This is a genomic window from Bradyrhizobium sp. CCBAU 51765 (genome assembly GCF_015291725.1).
Taxonomy (GTDB): domain Bacteria; phylum Pseudomonadota; class Alphaproteobacteria; order Rhizobiales; family Xanthobacteraceae; genus Bradyrhizobium; species Bradyrhizobium liaoningense.
The window spans coordinates 2,957,156-2,974,307 of sequence record NZ_CP030038.1 but is presented as its reverse complement, the minus strand read 5'-3'; the positions used below and the strand labels follow the sequence as shown (position 1 = coordinate 2,974,307).

Here is a 17,152-nt window from a genome sequence, read left to right as displayed (position 1 = left end):
AGCCGCGCACATCGCCACACCGCCACACAGACATGACGTTGGGAAGATTGAGCTTTTTCTCGCGAATGCCGGAGATTTACAGCTCGTTAACTAATTCCGGGCGAGAATCAGGCCTTGATGAGCCGCAACGAACGCTCGGTTACGAAAGCGTTGATGGAGAACAGGCATGGCCCTCAAGGTCGAGCTCAGACCGCACGAACGCATCATCGTCGGTAACTGCGTGATTACCAACACGGACCAGCGCGCCCGCCTCCTGATCGACGGCGACAACGTGCCGATCCTGCGCGAGCGCGACATCCTCACGCCGGAGACCGCCAATACGCCCGCCAAGCTCGTCTATCTTGCGGTCCAGCTCATGTACATCTCACCGGATCCGCAGACCCAGCACGGCACCTATTTCAACCTGGTGCGCGACATCGTCACTGCGGTGCCGAGCTCCTGGCCGATCATCGAAGGCATCAACAACAACATCCTCAATGGCGACCTCTACCGGGCGCTGAAGGACGCCCGCAAGCTGATTGCCTATGAAGAGAAGCTGCGGGATCAGTACGCCGCCACGCATCCCAAGGCCGAAGCGGACAAGGCCGACGTGAGCTCCGCCGCCTGACCACACGATTTCGCGCGCCCAAGCACGAACGACGAACGGCCCCGGATCATCTCCGGGGCCGTCGTCGTTTCAGGCACACATCGATGCTACTGCGCCGCGAGCGGCGGCGCCTCGACCTCAATCAGTCCGCCGCCGCACCGCCTTCGACCGAACTCCAGCACGGCCGCGAGCAGCGCATCGATGTCCGTCTCCTCGGTCCGGTGATTGACGATCGCGGCGCGGATCGCGAGCCTGCCGTCCAGCGTCGTGCTCGACGGCGCTGCGACGCCGGACTCCTGGACGTCGGCGACGATCTCGCGATTGACCGCATCATCGGCACGGTAGCGGAAGCAGACGATGTTGAGATTGACCGGCGCCAGCAATTCCAGCCGAGGTTCGGCCAACACGCGCGCCTCCAGATATTTCGCCAGCGCACAGCTTCGCGCGATCGCCGCACCAAGCCGGTCGGTGCCGAACGTCTTCAGCGTGAACCACGTCTTCAGCGCACGGAAGCCACGCGACAGATCGGGGCCGAGATCGCAGGGCCAGATCGCGCCCGCCGCAAGCCCCCTTGCCTCGCGGCGCAGATAGGCCGCCGGCTGTGCAAAAGCCTGCCGATGCCGCTCGCCGTCGCGCACCAGCAGGAAGCCTGCGTCGTAAGGCACCTGTCCCCATTTGTGGAAGTCGAGCGCGATCGAACCCGCGAGCTCGATGCCGCCGAGCAGCGGCGCAAGCTCGGGCGACAGGATCGCCAGCGCACCGAAAGCGCCGTCGACGTGAAACCAGATTCCTTCCTCCCGGCACAGCTCCGCGATCGCCCCGAGGTCGTCGATCGCGCCGATATCGACCGTGCCGGCGGACGCGACCACCAGAAAAGGCTTGAAGCCGACCTCGCGATCAACGGCAATCTGCGCGCGCAGCGCTGCGACGTCGATGCGATGATCGGCATCGACATCGATCCTGCGCAGCGCATCGGTGCCGAGCCCGGCAATATCCATCGCCCTGGAGACGCAGCCATGCGCCGCCCGCGAGGTGTAGGCCGTGAGCAGCGCACCGTCATTGCCGATGCCGTGCTGCCGCGCCAGCGTGCCGAGCGCACTCGTGCGCGCCACCAGCACCGCCATCAGATTGGCCATCGACGTGCCCGTGACGAAGATGCCGCTCGCGCTGTCGGGGAAGGCGAACAGGCGGCGCATCCAGTCGACGATCTGGCGCTCGACCTCGATCGGCATGTGGTCGCGCCCGCCGAGATTGGCGTTGAGGCCTGCCGCAAGCATTTCCGCGAGCATGCCGACCGCGGTGCCGCCGCCATGCACCCAGCCCATGAAGCCGGGATGGACGTTGCCGGTCGCATAGGGCGCGACATGCTCGGCGAATTCGCGATAGACCTCGGCGAGATCGCTCGCCTCGCGCGGCAGGTCGGCCCTGAATGCCGCACGGACCTCTTCGGGGATCGGCTGCCAGACGGGCCGCGCCCGAACGTTGGCGATGCCGTCGATCGTCTCGTCCAGCATGCGATGGGCGAGCGCGCGAAACTCGCTCCAGTCCTGCGGATCGAGCGAGGTGCTCGTGACGGCGCTTTGCGCGTTGCGGATGATCTCGTTCATGCTGCGCTCCCCTTGCCCGTCCTTGCATGCCGCGACAGCATCGCCGTGAACGCGGCAAAGATCTTGCGCATCTGCGGCGGCTTGTAAGGAAACACGGCTGGCGAATCCATGTTGTGCACGACGGCGGTGTTGTCGGCCTCGAACACCAGAAGCTCGCGCCTCTCGTTCTCGGCGCAATCGACGATGAAATAATCGAGGCCGACGCGGCGGCTCATCTCGTCGAGCGCGCTCCTGTGGCGCTCGGCGAAGTCGCGGTCGAAGTCGCGCATGAAGACAGCTTCTTCGGCCCGCTTCTCCTCGCTGAACGCCATGTAGGCGTTGAGATACCAGATGTCCCAGCGGTCGGCGATCGCCATGTGGCAGGCGTAGGGTTTGCCGTCGATCATCGCGAGGCGGTATTTGCGGTAGAGCCCGTCGGGGCTCACATAGTCGACGAAGCGTGCGACGAAGAAGTCCTGCTCCTTGCGTTCGGCGAGATAGGCCGTGAGCGCCGCCGCATCGTCGAGCTTCGCGAGCCCGACGCCGGCATGCGAGCCGCGCGGGCGCGCGATGATCGGAAAGTGCAGTTCGCCCGCGATGTCCTCACAGGCGATCCGGCCCTGGGCGAGATCGGACAATTGCGCACGCGTCGCGTGGATGGTCGCGGGAATGTCCAGACCCGGCACACCAGCCAGCAGCCGATACAGCTTGTCGCGATCGAGATTGCCGATGCGATCGGGCGGATTGAGCAGCGGCCGCGGCCAGTGCGGCGCGGCCTTTTCGATCAGCGCGAGCGCCTCGCGGCATTCCTCGGAATCGGACGCGACCACGATGGCGACGTCGTGCTCGGGCAAGGTTTCCGGCAGGCCGACGCCCTTGACCACATAGAGTGTCAGCAGCTCGATGTCGAAACCTTCGAGCAGGAAATCGATCGGCGTGTTGCCGCCCATGTCGATGTCGGCCGCAAGCGCGAGCACGCGCAAGCCGGGCTCCGGAGCCGCGCTGGACGTACGGAAGAGTTGATGGAAGGTCAGCACTTCGGACTGGATCGCAAGCCCCTGATCCTTGTCGCCCAGAAGCTGGGTGATCAAGGAGAGATCCAGCCCTTCGCCCGCCAGCGCGGTCCCCGCCGCGATCCGCGCCACGAGCCGGTCCCGCAACGGATGCAGATCGACGCCTTCGAAAGCCTGGCGCGTCAGCTGCGCAAAGCCGATGCGGTCGGCATAGTTCGCCGCGGTCAAGCCGATCGGCGCGGAAACTGGATGCTGCATTTCACACCTCGAATACGGACTTGACCGGCACGGTCGCGGCTGCACCACGGTCGAGCAGCAGCTCGATCTTCACCAGGACATGGGCGATGCGGTCGAGAACGTGCTGCACATTGCGTCGCGCCTTGGCCGTATCCGGCGACCAGGCTTCCGTCACGAGCCGTGCGCCGACGCAGAGGCGCAGCACGGCCTGCGGCGTCTCGTCCTGCTGCTCCATCCGGACTCGCTGGCCGACCAGGCAGCGCTGCGCGGCGACCTCTCGGTCCGCCGTGCTGCCGCTGATCTCATCGCTCATGTCACGCGCCAGCGCACGGTGGACGGCCCAGGTCTCGGCGATCGAGACCGGCTTGCCGTCGCGCAGCAGCGTGAACGGAAAGATCGTGGCTTGCGCGAATTCCTCGTCGTCCGCGTCGGCCGTGGTGATCGCGGTTGGAGTTGGAACAGAGCGAAGCGACGGCGACAACGCGATCATGCCGTCGATGCCGGCGCCGAGCTCGGCGAGCATCTCGGCGCGGGAAACCGCGGGCACGGCGTAATAGCTGCCGATCTCGGCCAGCGCAGCCTCCCAGCGCAGCCATTGACCGAAATTCGGGCGGCGCTCGAAGCGCGAACGCAGCGCCGTCCAGGCCACCGGCCAGTCGCAACGGCCAGCGTAGTCGAAGATACCAGGCGCGATCCCCTCACCCCGGTCGAGCGAGCGCGAAAGGCCCTTCGGCACCAGCAGCGCACCGCTGAAGGCAGGCCCGCCGAAGAATTTCGAGCCGGTGATCAGCACCATATAGCCGCGGTCGAGATAAGAGCGCAGCCGGCGGCGGCCGAGCCGGGCCTGGCAGGCATCGACGATGATTTGGACCTCGCGCGGCCAGCGCCGCGCGATCTCGTCGAGGCAGGCCGCGCTCGGCGCACGCCATCCGAGCTTCGAGGAATCCATGATCTGGAGCAGCACGGGCGCGCCTTGCGCGATCGTGGCCTCGACCGCATGCAGCACCGCGGCATCGGCGTCTGCGCGCATCGCGATCCCAGGTGCGGCCTCGCGCAGTGGCAACGCAAGGCTGGCGCCGGCGAGCCCGGCAACCGCTCCGTCCTTGCGAACCGCAACGCCGCTCGCTGTCATGGAGCTGAAATGGTGTCCGCGGGCAGTATGGATCGTCCCGCTTCCGGTCTGGTCGGCGCCGACCACGATCGTCACCGGCCGCGCGCCGAGGATCGTGCGCGCCAGGAACAGGGCATGGAGCTGGGAGTCCGTGCCGGACGGCGAGAACACCACGTCGACGCGCGGCGAGAGCTGGAGATGACCGCGCAGCTCGTCGCGCATGTCCTCGCAGCGTGCATCGAAAGCGACTTCCACCTCGTCGAACAGGCACTTGTGCATCAGCTCTTCGCGCGCCAGCGCGGCGCGGTCATAGGCCGCCTGCGAGATGGTCGATGCGGTCGAGGAGGCGAAATTCCAGATCTCCGGCTCCGGCGAGGCCGCGCAGCCATAGGCGTTGACACGGTCCTCGGGATCGAGCGCGAGCCGCGGATCTCCGCCGGAGACGAGCAGCGTGTCGAGCGGCGTGAAGAGATCGCGCAGGCGATAGCGCGAACCGCTGTCGGACGCGTGTTCCGGTTCTGACCAACGGGATGCGCCGCCGCTCATCCCGCCAGCCTCACGCTGCGGCATCGGCCGCCGCCGCGGGCACGGCTGCGAATTGCGAGGCGATATCGCCGCGGAACACCGACGGCCCGACGTGGTCGAGCGAGCTCTGGATGTCGGCCCAGATCTCGCCGCCGATATCGGTCCAGCGCTTGCAGAAGGCGAAATCCTCGGAAAGATACGTGCCGGTCGCGGGGTCGATCATGCATTCGAACAGCGCGAACCGGTTCTGGCTCGCCGTCAGCGTGTCGTGCGAATGTTCGCGGAAGAATTGCAGGTTCGCATAGGCCGGGTGGCGGCACATCGCCTCCAGCACGTGGCGCCGGATCATCAGGAAGCCGGTGCCGGCGTAGCGCACGCGGGTGAAGCCGTTGACCACGACGATGCGGTCTGGATCCTCGATCTCGAGCACGTAGTCGAGCGAGGCGGCCGGCACGTCGGCCCGACCGGACTGGATCGCACGCGCGGCCTTGTCCCAGTTGACCCGCTTGATCGGATAGCAGCCGGCGACGACGTCCGCGCCGCATTCGATCAGCCGGAACACCTGCTCCGGCTTGAACCCGATATCGGCATCGATGAACAGGAAATGCGTCGCCTTGGGATCGTCCAGGAACATCGCGGCCAAATTGGCCCGCGCGCGGGTGATCAGGGCGTCGCCGTCGCGCAGGTGCACCTTGAGCTCGAGGTTGGACATGCCGTGCACGGCGCGCTGCAGCGCGAAGATCGAGCTCGCATAGATGCTCGACACCTGCCCGCCGAAGCAAGGCGTTGCCACCACCAGCTGCATCCTGTCCGACATCGACCGCCCCGCCCCGCTCCAATCCTCACCAAGAGGTAAACAGGCATGGTTAACGGCGCCTTAACGTCCCCTTACAGGAACTTGACGAGCGACAGCTGCGCGAGGTTCGAGGTCACCTGGTAGGACGCCTGGAGCGCGTTCTGGAGCGCCAGGATCTCGCTCGCGACCTGGTCCGGCGAGGCCGATTCCGCCTGGTCGATGATGCCCTGGAGCTGCGCCTTGGCCTGGGTCTGGCGCGTGGTCGCGTCCTTCATCGTGTTCTGGGCCATCGCGATGTCGGTCTGGATGTCCTCGATGCGCTGCTGGCCGGGCTGCTGCGTCAGCGCCTGCGTCACCCGCAGGCTCAGCGCCGACACCTGCCCGCCCGAATACTGGCCGGTCGGCGAAGTCGAGAAGGTCCCGAACACCGCGATCGCCTGCAACTGCCGGCGGATCGCGTCCTCGTTCGCCTGCGCGCCATATTGCACCGTGACGGCATCGTCGACCCGGGCCGTCGCCGTGGAGCGCGGCGACCCCGGCCCGTCATTGCCCAGGTACCACTTCACGGTGGTGGCCGAGCCGTTCACCAGCGTCGTCGCCGAACTCGCGGGCGAGGAGCCGACGCGCAGCGGCGGTTGCGTGGCGGTCACGGGCGTCGCGCCGAAGCCGAGCGAACCCAGCGCCCCAGTATTCGAGCTCGTGATGTTGAGGCTCGCCGCGTCGTCGGTGTTGATCGTGATCGAACCGCCATGGACCGTCGAGGGCTTCGACGTCCCCGTGATCTGGTCGATCTTGCTCAGCAGGGTCTGGATGCTGTCGGTGACGTTGAGCTGGTCGCCGGTCGCTCCCGAGCTGACGAAGGTCAGCGTGGTGCCGTTGACGGTGATGGTGTCGCCGGCGACGAAGCCCGGCGAGATCGAGTCCGAGGGGCTCGTGCCTGACAGCGCCGTCGCGCCGGTGACGGGGGCCGGCGGCGCCGCCTGGTTGTTGACCGGCGTGCCGATCGCGGAGCTCGCGGTGTTGAAGAAGTTGTCGCCGGCGACGACCGCGGATGCCGCCACCAGCGAGGTGTTGGCGAGCTTGGTGATCGCGGTGTTCAGCGCGGTATTGAGGTTGGTCGCAGTGTTGTTCGGATTGACGGGGGTGCTCGCATCGATCGCGAAGCTGCCGAGCGGCGTCGGCGTCGCCGTCGAGGCGGTCAGGTCGATCTGCTCGGTGGTGCCGTCCGGCAGGGTGAACTGAATGCTGAGCTTGTCGCCGTTGTTCGGGTTGACGCCGTTGAGATCGACCGAGAACGACACCGGCGAGCCGCTCGGGCCGGTAACGGTCGCGCCCGTCAGCGTCGAGGACACCGCCTTGATCTTGAGCCCGAACGGCGACCCGGCGACGTCCTCCGATACCTGCACGGAGCTCGGCGTCGGCTGCGTCTGCACCAGCCGTCCCATGCCGCTGGCGCCGAGATCGGCGGCCTGGCGCTCCGCCATGACGGTCTTGAAGCCGGCCTGCGTCGTGGTGCCGTTGATGATGTCGCCGGCATCCGCAACCGACTGCGTGTTGACGGCCGTCCCGGAGAACAGATAGCGGCTGCCGGTCTGCGTGTTGAGGACGCCGACCATCGAGCCGAATTGCGCCGCGGCAGTGTTCTGCGCGATCGTCTGACCGTTGACGTTGAGGTCCTGCGCGGTGTTGGCCGAGCCCGTCTGCACCGTGTTGCGGATCTTCGTCAGCGACTGCAGCGCGGTATTGGCGAGGTTGATGCTGACGTTGACGTTGGTGATCGTGTCGGTATAGCCGGCGATATTGGAGAGCTGCGCGCGCCCGGCGATCGCAAAGCCCTCGTTGGTGCCCATGCCGGCATAGTTCTGCGACAGCTTGCCGGTCGAAAGCTGGGTCGACAGGTCGGTGAGCTGCTGATTGATGTTGCGGATCTGTGCGCCGAGAATCGACGAAGAGTAGTTGATGCTGCTGATCGACATCTTTCAGAGCCCTGTTACTTGTTACACTTGAGCCTGGAGCAACGTGTTCATCATGCTCTGCACCACCGACATGACGTGGGCGTTGGCGGCATAGGCATTCTGAAGCTGGATCAGGTTCGACATCTCCGAGTCCAGGTTGACGCTGGAGGTCGAGTCGAACTTGGCCTGGAGCGTCGAGACGACGACGCTCTGGCCCTGCTGGAGCTGGGTCGCCTGGGTGGCGGCGTTGGCCTGGACGCTCAGGAACTGCTGGAGGTAGTTCGAGACGCTGCCGGTGAAGGGCTGGTTCGCCGAGCCGAGGCCGGTCTGCGGCGAATAGGAGAACACCGCATTGGTGAGCTGCGAATAGAGATAGTCCGAACGCGTGGTGTCGCCCGCGGGTGTCACCGGCGAGGTGTTGTAGACCGACAGCCGGCTCGGATCGGAAACCAGCTGCGTGTTCACGGCAATGCGCCCGGCAAAGCCGGTCATCTGCGAGCCGGACGCCGTGATCGCGCCGGTGTAGAGCGCCTGGCCGCCGTCGGTGAACAGCGGCAGCTGCGGATTGCCCGAGGTCAGCGACGTGATCGTTTTCGTGGTCGACGCCGCGCTCACCTTGGCGAGGCCGGTGTTGTCGTCGGTCACCCGCAGCGTCGTGGCGGTCGCCGGCGCCGGGGCGGCGGAGAACGACAGATGCGCGCCCGACAGCGCGGTGTTGAGCGCGGAGGCGATCGCTCCCATGCCGCCGGAGAAGTTGACGCCGATCCGCATCGGATTGGCGTTCGTCGCGTTCTGAAGCGGCAGCGCGGCCGGATCGGTCACGTTGACCAGCGTGATCTGGCGCTGGGTGTTCGTCGCCGTGTCCGTGTAGGTGATGTTGACGGTGTTGCCCGGCGCCGCGCCGGCAAGGTCGAGATCGAACCCGGCCGGCGGGCCGGTGACCGTGCTTCCGGCCGTGGTCTTGTCGGACAGCGCGCTCGCCATCGTGGCGGCGAGCTGGTCGATCTGGTCCTGCGCCTGCACCAGTGTCTGGTCGCGCAGCTTCAGGTCGGCCGCGATCTGGCCGGACGAAACGACGTTGTTGGCGACGACATCGACCTGGGAGCCGTTCGGCAGCTTGATGTTGAACGCGCCGACGCCGGACTTGGCCGGGTCGATGTTGTAAAGCGAGGTCGCCGACAGCGCGCCAGCGGAGGCAAAGGAGAATTCCGAGGCCAGCCCGGCGCCGACGAGCTGAATACCGGTCGTGGTGTAGATGTTGGTCTGGTTCGAACCGTCGGTGGTGACACGGACGTCGACATATTTCGACAGCGTGTTGATGGCCTGGTCACGCTGGTCCATCAGCGTGGCGGCCGAGGGATCGTTGACCGACAGGCCCTGGAGCCTGGTGTTGATGTCGGCGATCTGCTGCATCGCCGCGTTGGCGGCTCGCGCCGAGTTGCCGAGATCCTGCTCGACGTTGGAGCGCAGCGACTGGATGCCCGTGGTGGTGACGTTGAGCTGCTGCGCCAGGGCCTGCGCCGCGCCGAGCGCGACGGTCTGCGCCGACGACGCCCCCGAACTGGTCGAGAGCGCCTGAAGCGCCGTGGTGAACTTGTTCAGTGCGTCTTCGAGCGTGCCGCTGTTGCCGGGCGTGCCATAGACATTCTGAAGCTGCTTCAGGATGTTGGCCATCTGGTCGGCGTAACCGCTGCCGCCGGTCTCGGTCCGCAGCTGGTTCAGCACGTAGCTGTCGAGCGCGCGGCTAACGCCGGTGGTCATCACCGTCGAGCCGAAATCGCCGGTGGTGACCTCGATCTGGTTCGGCGTCTGGACGACGTAACCCGGCGTCTGCGAATTCGCGACGTTTGATGAGACGATCGAGAGCGCGGCCTGGTTGGCACGCAGGCCGCTCATCGCGCTGGCGAGGGCTGAACTCAAACCCATGTCACTGACCCGCCTTTGGTTACGTTACGCGCCGATCAGCGCAATACGTTCAAGAGATCCTGCACCATCGAATTCGCGGTCGTGATCACCTTGGTGTTGGCCGAATAGGCCTGCTGGGTCACGATCAGCTTGGTGAATTCGTCGGCGATGTCGGTGTTGGATCCCTCCAGCGACGAGCCGCTGATGGTGCCCGAGGCGCCGTCGATGGCGTCTCCCGACTGTTCAGTCGCAGCGTAGGCGCCGCCGTCGAGCGCCTTCAGATAGTTGGTGCCGTTGAAATGCGACAGCTGCACCTGAGCGAGGTTGAGGTTCTGGCCGTTCGAGAAGGTGCCGACCACGACGCCATTGTTGTTGACGGCAACCGAGCGGAGCTGACCGGCGGCATAGCCGTTCTGCGTGATGGTGTTGATGGTCACCGCGCCGCTCGTGCTGGCATATTGCGTCAGCCCGCCCGAGGAGATGTTGAAGGCGACCGAGCCGAGCGACTGACCGCTGACGGTGACGTTGTTGATGGTGATGCCCGAGCCGCTCGGCGAGGTCAGCGAGCCGTCGGCGGCAAAGGTGAAGGTCTGACCGGTGTTGACCCAGCCGACGGTCGTGCCGGTTGCGTTCGGGTCGGTCTGGTAGAACAGGTTCCAGCTATCGGAATGGCCCGCGCCCAGCGAGGCACTGTCGGTCTTGGCCCAGCGCAATTGCAGGTTCACCGGCGTGCCGGCGGCGTTGTAGGCGGTCACCGCGCCACCGCTGATCGATTCCTTGGTGAAGGTGGCGATGTCGTTGCCGATCACGCCGCCGGTGCCGGCGGTGCCGCCGCCGTCGCGATTCTTGGTGATGGTCGAGGTGAAGCCGAGCGCGGAGAAGGCAGCGCTGTTGGAGCTCGACACCGACAGGTTGGAGACAGTGCCGGTGTTCAGCGTGATCACGCCGCCGCTGCTGACCGACGACCCCGAGGCGCCGGAGAGCGCGTCGATCTTGCCCAGCAGGGTCGTGACGTTGTCGGTGATGTTGATTTGGTTCGGTCCCGCGGCGCCCGAGTTCATGAATGTCAGCGTCTGACCGTTGACCGTGATGGTGTCGCCGGCGGAGAAGCCGGACGAGAGCACCTGGGCGCCGCCGGCGGTCGCTGTGCCGCTCAGCACGGTCGCGCCCGAGATCGCGGGCGAGGACAGCACGTTGCCGCCGCGCGTCACGCTGCTGATGCCGAGCGCGGTGGCGGCCGTGCCGCTGCCGATCGCGACGTCAGTGCCGGTGCCGGTCGAGATCTGGATATTGCCGCTGACCGAGAGCGAAGCGGTGACGCCGGCGCCGCCGGCAGTCTGGATCGCATTCAGGATGTCGGCCACGGTCGCCGTCGTGCCTGCACCGAGACCAATCGTCGTATTGCTGCCGACGGTCGAGACCGTGGTGCCGCCGTTGAACGTGACGGTGTTGCCGTTGATGGTCAGCGTCTGGCCGCTCAACGCGGTCAGAATGCTGGAGGCGAGATGTGTGCCGGCGGCGTTGTCAAGGGACGTGGTTGTCGAGGCGACCGCCGACGAATTGTTCTGGAGCGCAACCGTGCCCGTCGCCGCCGTCGACGAATAGGCCGAGCGGATGTTGCCGGTTGCTGCCGCGCCTGACACCGTTGCGTTGGCATAGGGCGCCGGCGGCGTGCCGACCGGCAGCGGGTTGGCGGCGAAATCGGACGGATTGAGCCCACCGGCCGCCAGCAACGTGCCGGTCGAGGCGGTGGTTTTCGCCACCGTGTTCGGCTGGGTCGGCAGGTTCGCCGCGTACTGGATCGAGGTGGTCGCCTGCGCCGGAATGAAGTTGTTCTGGAATTGCAGGACGTTCGCCACGCTGCCGGTCGGGTTGCCGGTCTTCGGGTCGACCGTGACGCCCATCAGGTAATAACCGGCGCCGTTGACCAGGTTGCCGTTGGCATTGAGCTGGAAGTCGCCACGCCTCGTGTAGTAGGTGACCCCCGTGAACACCGGCACGTTGTCGACGACACCGCTGGCCTTCTGGATCGAGAAGAAACCGTCGCCGGTGATCGCCATGTTGGTGGCGACGGTGGAGGATGAGATCGTGCCCTGCGTGGTGATAGTGGCCTTCGCGTTGGCCTGAACGCCGCCTGCGACCTGCTTGCTCGGAACGGATGAGTCGGGAATGAGGTCGACGAAGCTGGTGCCGATGCCCTTGTAACCGGTGGTGGATGAGTTCGCGATGTTGCCGGAAATGTTCTGCAGCGCGAACGACTGCGCCTGCAGGCCACCCACCGAGGTGTTCATTGCATCGAAGATACCCATAACTTTGTCTCCAAATCCGATCCCGGCGGCCGGTCGACCATGGCCGCAGTCGGAAGAGACGTCGCAAGGCCTATGCCAATGCGAGGATCTTCAGGAAATCAATAACTTAAACAAAAAGACCCCGGTCGGACGACCGGGGCACAATTGCCGGGCCGGCAACAATTGCCGGGGCACATTGTCGTTCCGGAGCGGTCCGCAGGACCGAATCCGGAACCTCGAGATTACGGATTCGATGCTCGCGCATCGCTCCGGAATGACGTTTCAACTCACTACGTCGCCGACGCCGCCGCCGGATGGAAGACCAGCCCGAAACCGTCGATGCAATAGCGCAAGCCGGTCGGCTTCGGGCCGTCGTCGAAGACGTGGCCGAGGTGGCCGCCGCAGCGGCGGCAATGCACCTCGGTGCGAACCATGCCGTAGGTCCGGTCCTCGGTCTTGCCGACATTGCCCTCGATCGGCTGGTAGAAGCTCGGCCATCCCGTACCGCTCTCGAACTTGGTCTCGGACGCAAACAGCGGCAGGTCACAGCCGGCGCAGGCGAAAATGCCCTTGCGGTGCTCCTTCAGCAGCGGGCTGGAGCCGGGCCGCTCGGTGCCGTGGTTGCGCAGGATCTCATATTGCTGCGGCGTGAGCTGGGCACGCCATTCGGCCTCCGTCTTCACAATCTCGAACTTTTCCGCGGCCTTCTCGCCGGCCTCGGCGGGGGATGCTCTCAGCCAGCGGAAGGCCGAAAGGCCAAACAGGCCGGCAACAGTCGTCAACAGGATGCGGCGGTCAACCATCTCATTCTCCGTGCGCGGGGAGTCCACGCCCTGAGATACGGGCTCTAACGGCTGATGTTACACTTCCGGGCGGGATTTTTCTTGGACCTTATCGCGAGATGCCGGCGTCGTGAGAGGCCGGTTCCCTGCCCTGTTCGACCTGTTCTATCGCTATGTCTTGGGCCGCAGGTCTCGGCGGGGCCGGCCGCGGGCGAACGCCGGGCGGGGGACGGCGCGGGCCGGTGCCGGCGGCCCGGTTGGCCTTGGCGAGGCGGGCCTCGCGTTCCCTGTCCTTGACCCTTGCACGTTCGCGATAGCGGGCGAGCGAGCCTGCCACGGCGGAACTCGCCCTGCTCCAGATCCCGACCAGCTGGCCGGCGACGCGCCCCGTGGCGCCGCCCGCCCAGACCAGTTCGAACGGCGAGAACAGCCGCCAGCGCTCATCGCCGCGCAGAATGCTGCGCGCGATCATCTGTCCGGCCATGGCGGAGGTGTTCATGCCCTGGCGGCCGAACCCGCTCGCCACCCAGAGTCCTTTGCGCAGCTGGCCGATCTGCGGCATGCCGTGCACGGTCTGGCCTGTGACGCCGCCGAACATGTCGGCGATCTCGACATTGCCGAGCTCGGGAAAAATCGTGCGGATCCGCCGCCTCACGGCGCCCGCGAAGCGCTGCGGACGCGCCGCCCAGGTGGTCTCCGGGCTCTCCCACATCAGCCGATCGCCGTCGACGATCCTGAAATGATCGACGCCGTCGGAATCCATCACCGATCCCTTGAAGGCGATGATCTCATGAAGCCGCTCGCCGAGCGGCGCGGTGACGCCGGCATAGCGCCAGACCGGCAGCAGCGTCTCCGAAAGGCGCTTCAGGGGCGCGCCGAGATGAATGTTGCCGGCGAGCACGATGTGGGTTGCGCGCAGCCGCGCCGAGGGCGTGACGATGCGCTTGCGGATGCCGGAATGATCGATGCTGACGACCGGCGTGTCCTCGAAGATGCGGGCGCCTGCCCGCCGCGCCAGCGCCGCAAGGCCGTGCACATATTTCCGTCCGTCGACCTGAAACGCCCTGGGATAATACACGCCGTGGAAGTAGCGGTCGGTCTTGAGCAGCCCGCGGACGTGATTGGCCTGCCAGCCCTCGACCTCGGTATCGAAATCCTCGTTCAGCATCTGCAACCGGCTGATCAGCCGGTCGCCGGTATCGACGTTGGAGACCTCCAGCACGCCGTCGCTGAGGCCGATGCCCGGCATGTTCTCTTCCGTGGCGTTGGCCCGGACGAACTCGGCACCTTCCTTCGACAGGGCCCACAACTCGCGCGCGTCCTCGAAGCCGATGCGCTCGATCAGGTCCGTGAGCGGCAGCGCGAAACCCGGCATCACGGTGCCGAGCTGGTTGCCGGAGGCGTTCCAACCGATATGCCGGCCCTCGAGCACCGCGACGCTGGCCCCGAGCCGGGCCGCCTCCAGCGCGATGGAAAGGCCGGCAAGCCCCGCGCCGATGACGCAGATGTCGGCGTCGAGATCGAACGTCAGCCGCACGCGGTCGCGAAGGCCGGCTTCTTCCTGGGACACGCTTGTGAAAGTCTCGCTCATGTCGTTTTCTTAGAGCATGATCCGAAGAAGTATGCAGCGGTTTTCCCTCTCCACGAACGCAAAATGCGTTTGCGCGGAGATCATGCTCAAAACGATAACTCTAAGGCGCGATGGCGATTCGTCCCAATCTCACCGCGCTCTTGGATCTGTCCGGCGCTTGTCACCTTGTTCTCGACCTGCGCCCGTAGATTATCCTGGACACACAACGATTCGAGAATGCCATGCGCCGTTTGATGCTGCTGCGTCACGCCAAGACCGAGACCGACGCGCCGAGCGGCCGTGACCAGGACCGCCGGCTCGACGAGCGCGGCCACAAGGATGCTGCGCGGATGGGCGACTGGATCGCCGCCCATCCCCCCTTCCCCGATACCGTGCTGGTGTCACATGCCGTGCGGGCTCGGCAGACCTGGGACATCGCCTGGGAGGCGATGAAGGACCGCGTCCCCGTGCCGCAGGTCGAGGTCCTGCCGGAACTCTACGGCGCCGATTCCGCGGAAATCCTGGAAGCCATTCGCACCGCAACCGCCCCGGCCGACCCAAAGCAGTTGCTGCTGATCGGCCACAACCCCGGCATGCACGAGGCCGCCCTGATGCTGATAGGCGGCGGCGACCCTGATGGCGCCAAGGCGCTCAGCGACAACCTGCCCACCGCGGGGCTTGCGATCTTCGACTTTGACGTCAAGGATTGGGGTGACGTGGCCTACCGCCGCGGCAAGCTGGTGCTATTCGTCAGTCCCAAGCTGCTTCGATCGGGATGATCGCGCGACGTACCGGCAAGACGTGCTGACCGAAAGATTTGGAGGCGCAGATGTTCAAGTCCATCCTCGTGCCCATCGACCTCGCCGACACCGATCTCGCCAAGCCGGCGATCGCAACCGCGGCGACGTTGTCCGAGACCTGGAGCGGCACGGTGCGCCTGCTCAACGTGCTGCCGATGACGCCGGTGATGCTGGCCGAATACGTCCCGGCCGATTTCGACGAGCAGCAGCGCCAGACCTCGGAGGAGGCCCTGGCCATCGTCGCGCGCGAGTCCGGCATCGAGCCGAGCCGCATCTCCAGCATCGTGCGCCAGGGCGGCATCTACCACGAAATCCTGGAGGAAGCCGCGAATATGAAGGCCGACCTGATCGTGATGACCTCGCACCGGCCGGCGATGCGCACCTATTTCCTCGGCTCCAACGCCGGGCACGTCGTGCGCTACGCGAAGTGCTCGGTGCTGGTGGTGAGGCATTGAGCTCGGAGCAATGTTGTGAAGCAATGGTGGCGGAGATGGACTTACGAGGTCCCGCTCGCGATCAGCGATGCACTATGGGAAGTGCTCGTCGTGCAGTTGGCCGCACTGCTGGACAGACTGACGGTGAGGAAGGTCATTGCCTTCATCCCCGTCGTGATCCTTGTGCTGGCCTACTACCACAGGATCCCGATTCCGCCGGAACTGATGCTGATCGGCGACTTCCTCGCCTACATCGACATCTTCTCGGTGCTGATCCTGCTCGGCGTGATGGGCCGCGTCACGACGATCCTATTCGTTGTCAAACAGTCAGCGGCGCGCATCGCCCTGCTCGCCGGCAGGGTCGTCGCGCATGCGCAGCGTCTGGACGTGAGGCATCGACGCCAACGCGGCGCGCCGACGAGACCCCGCCGCAAACCCGACCAGCCCATAGACGGTCGGGCCTATGGCGGCGTGTGGGACCAGGTCAGGGTCGCCTGATTCGGCAATAAGGCACCAGCTTGTAGCCCGAATGGAGCGAAGCGTAATCCGGGCTACAAGACTACGCGACTTCAAACTTCTCGGCGTAGATTCGTAAGAGGCTGGATGTCGAAGACATCTCCAGCCCATAGCAGCGCAGCATTTCCAGCGATACGCCAAGTGGCCTCCACTGGCTTCGAATTGAGGTTAAGCCCGGATCATCTTCGATCAGGGAAGCGCTGAAAATTCGCTCTTCGCCGATGATGCCGAAGTTCATCTCGGCCGTCACGGCATAGCAATCGCGAAACAATATGGTTGCACGGCCGCCGTCGGGCCAAATGACTTGAAGGCGAACCTCATCACGCACCCCAGAGTCACGTCGGTCAATCGTCAACTCCAGCAACTCGGCATCGTGCCACGGCAAGGAATTGAAGCTGTAGGCCATCGTCTAGACCTCGAGTATTTGTCCGGTTGATCCTGGATATAGCCTTGCAGCTCGGATGGAACGAAGCGAAATCCGAGGCCCTCGGCCACAAGATATCGCGTTGCCCGCCGGACAAAACACCCAAGCTGCTGGTCAATGCGCGCCAGCGAGAATATTCCGCTTTACCGAAATTCGGAAACGGCGTATGCGTTGCGCAACCCGGCCCAAGGAAGAGGGGCGTATCGCGATCGTCACGACGCGGGCCGGGCGGCGGTGGACGCGGGTCACATCGGCGCGAAGGGTTTTGCAGGGCAGGCAACTGTGAGCATAGCCGTCGCGCACACGACCGGTGTGATTCCAGCGTACGGCAAAATCGTGTGGTCCTGGCGCCCGGGGTCTGTGCGCCAAGTGTTGCGGTGATGTGGCGGCCCGACCGGGCACGCGCGTCAGTCATCCGCAAGGCGACGGGGGCAATAGTGCATCGCTCCCCGGGGAGAGCACGACATAAGCCGTCAAACCACTGCGCAGGGAAGGCCGGGATGTCCTGGCTACACCTGAATGCCGCTGTGCAGCTTCTCACCACGCAGATTCCGCACAGTGGACCTCGGGTGCCTGCGGGCTCCCGGTCTTCCCTGCGCCCTCTTTCATTTCAGAGGGTGAGAT

14 protein-coding genes are annotated in these 17,152 nt (G+C 65.5%); 4 read left to right on the top strand and 10 right to left on the bottom strand.

The features are described 5' to 3' along the window. The first annotated feature begins 166 nt into the window (after window positions 1–166). Window positions 167–607, top strand: coding sequence for a flagellar biosynthesis repressor FlbT (gene flbT / locus XH96_RS14090; protein ID WP_194393029.1), 441 nt, complete (start codon window positions 167–169; stop codon window positions 605–607). Window positions 608–693: 86 nt separating this feature from the next. Here the strand turns inward: flbT and XH96_RS14085 are convergent, their stop codons facing one another. The 9 genes from XH96_RS14085 to XH96_RS14045 form a co-directional block, all read right to left on the bottom strand. Then, window positions 694–2,193, bottom strand: coding sequence for an aspartate aminotransferase family protein (locus XH96_RS14085; protein ID WP_194393028.1), 1,500 nt, complete (start codon window positions 2,191–2,193; stop codon window positions 694–696). Next, window positions 2,190–3,443, bottom strand: coding sequence for a RimK family alpha-L-glutamate ligase (locus XH96_RS14080; RefSeq protein ID WP_194393027.1), 1,254 nt, complete (start codon window positions 3,441–3,443; stop codon window positions 2,190–2,192). Before XH96_RS14080 ends, XH96_RS14085 begins: the two co-directional genes overlap by 4 nt. Before the next feature lies 1 nt (window position 3,444). After that, complete coding sequence (locus XH96_RS14075) at window positions 3,445–5,079, bottom strand: hypothetical protein (RefSeq protein WP_194394137.1); 1,635 nt, start codon at window positions 5,077–5,079, stop codon at window positions 3,445–3,447. Window positions 5,080–5,089: 10 nt separating this feature from the next. After that, on the bottom strand, window positions 5,090–5,875 hold the full coding sequence (locus XH96_RS14070; protein ID WP_035694438.1) for a hypothetical protein: 786 nt from the start codon (window positions 5,873–5,875) through the stop codon (window positions 5,090–5,092). Window positions 5,876–5,946: 71 nt separating this feature from the next. Further along, the gene (locus tag XH96_RS14065; protein WP_194393026.1) at window positions 5,947–7,830 is read right to left on the bottom strand and encodes a flagellar protein; all 1,884 of its coding nucleotides are present in this window, start codon (window positions 7,828–7,830) and stop codon (window positions 5,947–5,949) included. Between the two features lie 21 nt (window positions 7,831–7,851). Further along, a complete protein-coding gene (flgK, locus tag XH96_RS14060) occupies window positions 7,852–9,735 on the bottom strand; it encodes a flagellar hook-associated protein FlgK (RefSeq protein WP_194393025.1) in 1,884 nt (627 codons plus the stop codon). A 35-nt stretch (window positions 9,736–9,770) separates the two neighbouring features. Next, window positions 9,771–12,023 carry a flagellar hook-basal body complex protein gene (locus tag XH96_RS14055; RefSeq protein ID WP_194393024.1) on the bottom strand — a complete coding sequence of 751 codons (2,253 nt, stop codon included), beginning with the start codon at window positions 12,021–12,023 and terminating at the stop codon, window positions 9,771–9,773. A 269-nt stretch (window positions 12,024–12,292) separates the two neighbouring features. Next, window positions 12,293–12,805 carry a peptide-methionine (R)-S-oxide reductase MsrB gene (gene msrB / locus XH96_RS14050; RefSeq protein WP_035671899.1) on the bottom strand — a complete coding sequence of 171 codons (513 nt, stop codon included), beginning with the start codon at window positions 12,803–12,805 and terminating at the stop codon, window positions 12,293–12,295. Between the two features lie 88 nt (window positions 12,806–12,893). Then, entirely contained in the window at window positions 12,894–14,375 is a 1,482-nt protein-coding gene (locus XH96_RS14045; protein ID WP_194393023.1) for an FAD-binding oxidoreductase, read from the bottom strand. 221 nt (window positions 14,376–14,596) lie between these two features. Between XH96_RS14045 and XH96_RS14040 the strand changes: the two genes are divergently transcribed. The 3 genes from XH96_RS14040 to XH96_RS14030 are packed head-to-tail and all read left to right on the top strand — an operon-like array spanning window position 14,597 to window position 16,086. Next, complete coding sequence (locus tag XH96_RS14040; protein ID WP_194393021.1) at window positions 14,597–15,133, top strand: histidine phosphatase family protein; 537 nt, start codon at window positions 14,597–14,599, stop codon at window positions 15,131–15,133. 50 nt (window positions 15,134–15,183) lie between these two features. Next, on the top strand, window positions 15,184–15,609 hold the full coding sequence (locus XH96_RS14035; RefSeq protein ID WP_194393020.1) for a universal stress protein: 426 nt from the start codon (window positions 15,184–15,186) through the stop codon (window positions 15,607–15,609). Between the two features lie 15 nt (window positions 15,610–15,624). Next, window positions 15,625–16,086: a hypothetical protein gene (locus XH96_RS14030; protein WP_194393019.1), complete on the top strand. Its 462-nt coding sequence runs from the start codon at window positions 15,625–15,627 to the stop codon at window positions 16,084–16,086. Between the two features lie 61 nt (window positions 16,087–16,147). Here XH96_RS14030 and XH96_RS14025 read toward each other — a convergent pair whose 3' ends face one another. Next, window positions 16,148–16,510 (bottom strand): hypothetical protein, encoded by a 363-nt coding sequence (locus tag XH96_RS14025; protein WP_194393017.1) that lies wholly within the window; start codon window positions 16,508–16,510, stop codon window positions 16,148–16,150. Window positions 16,511–17,152 lie beyond the last annotated feature (642 nt).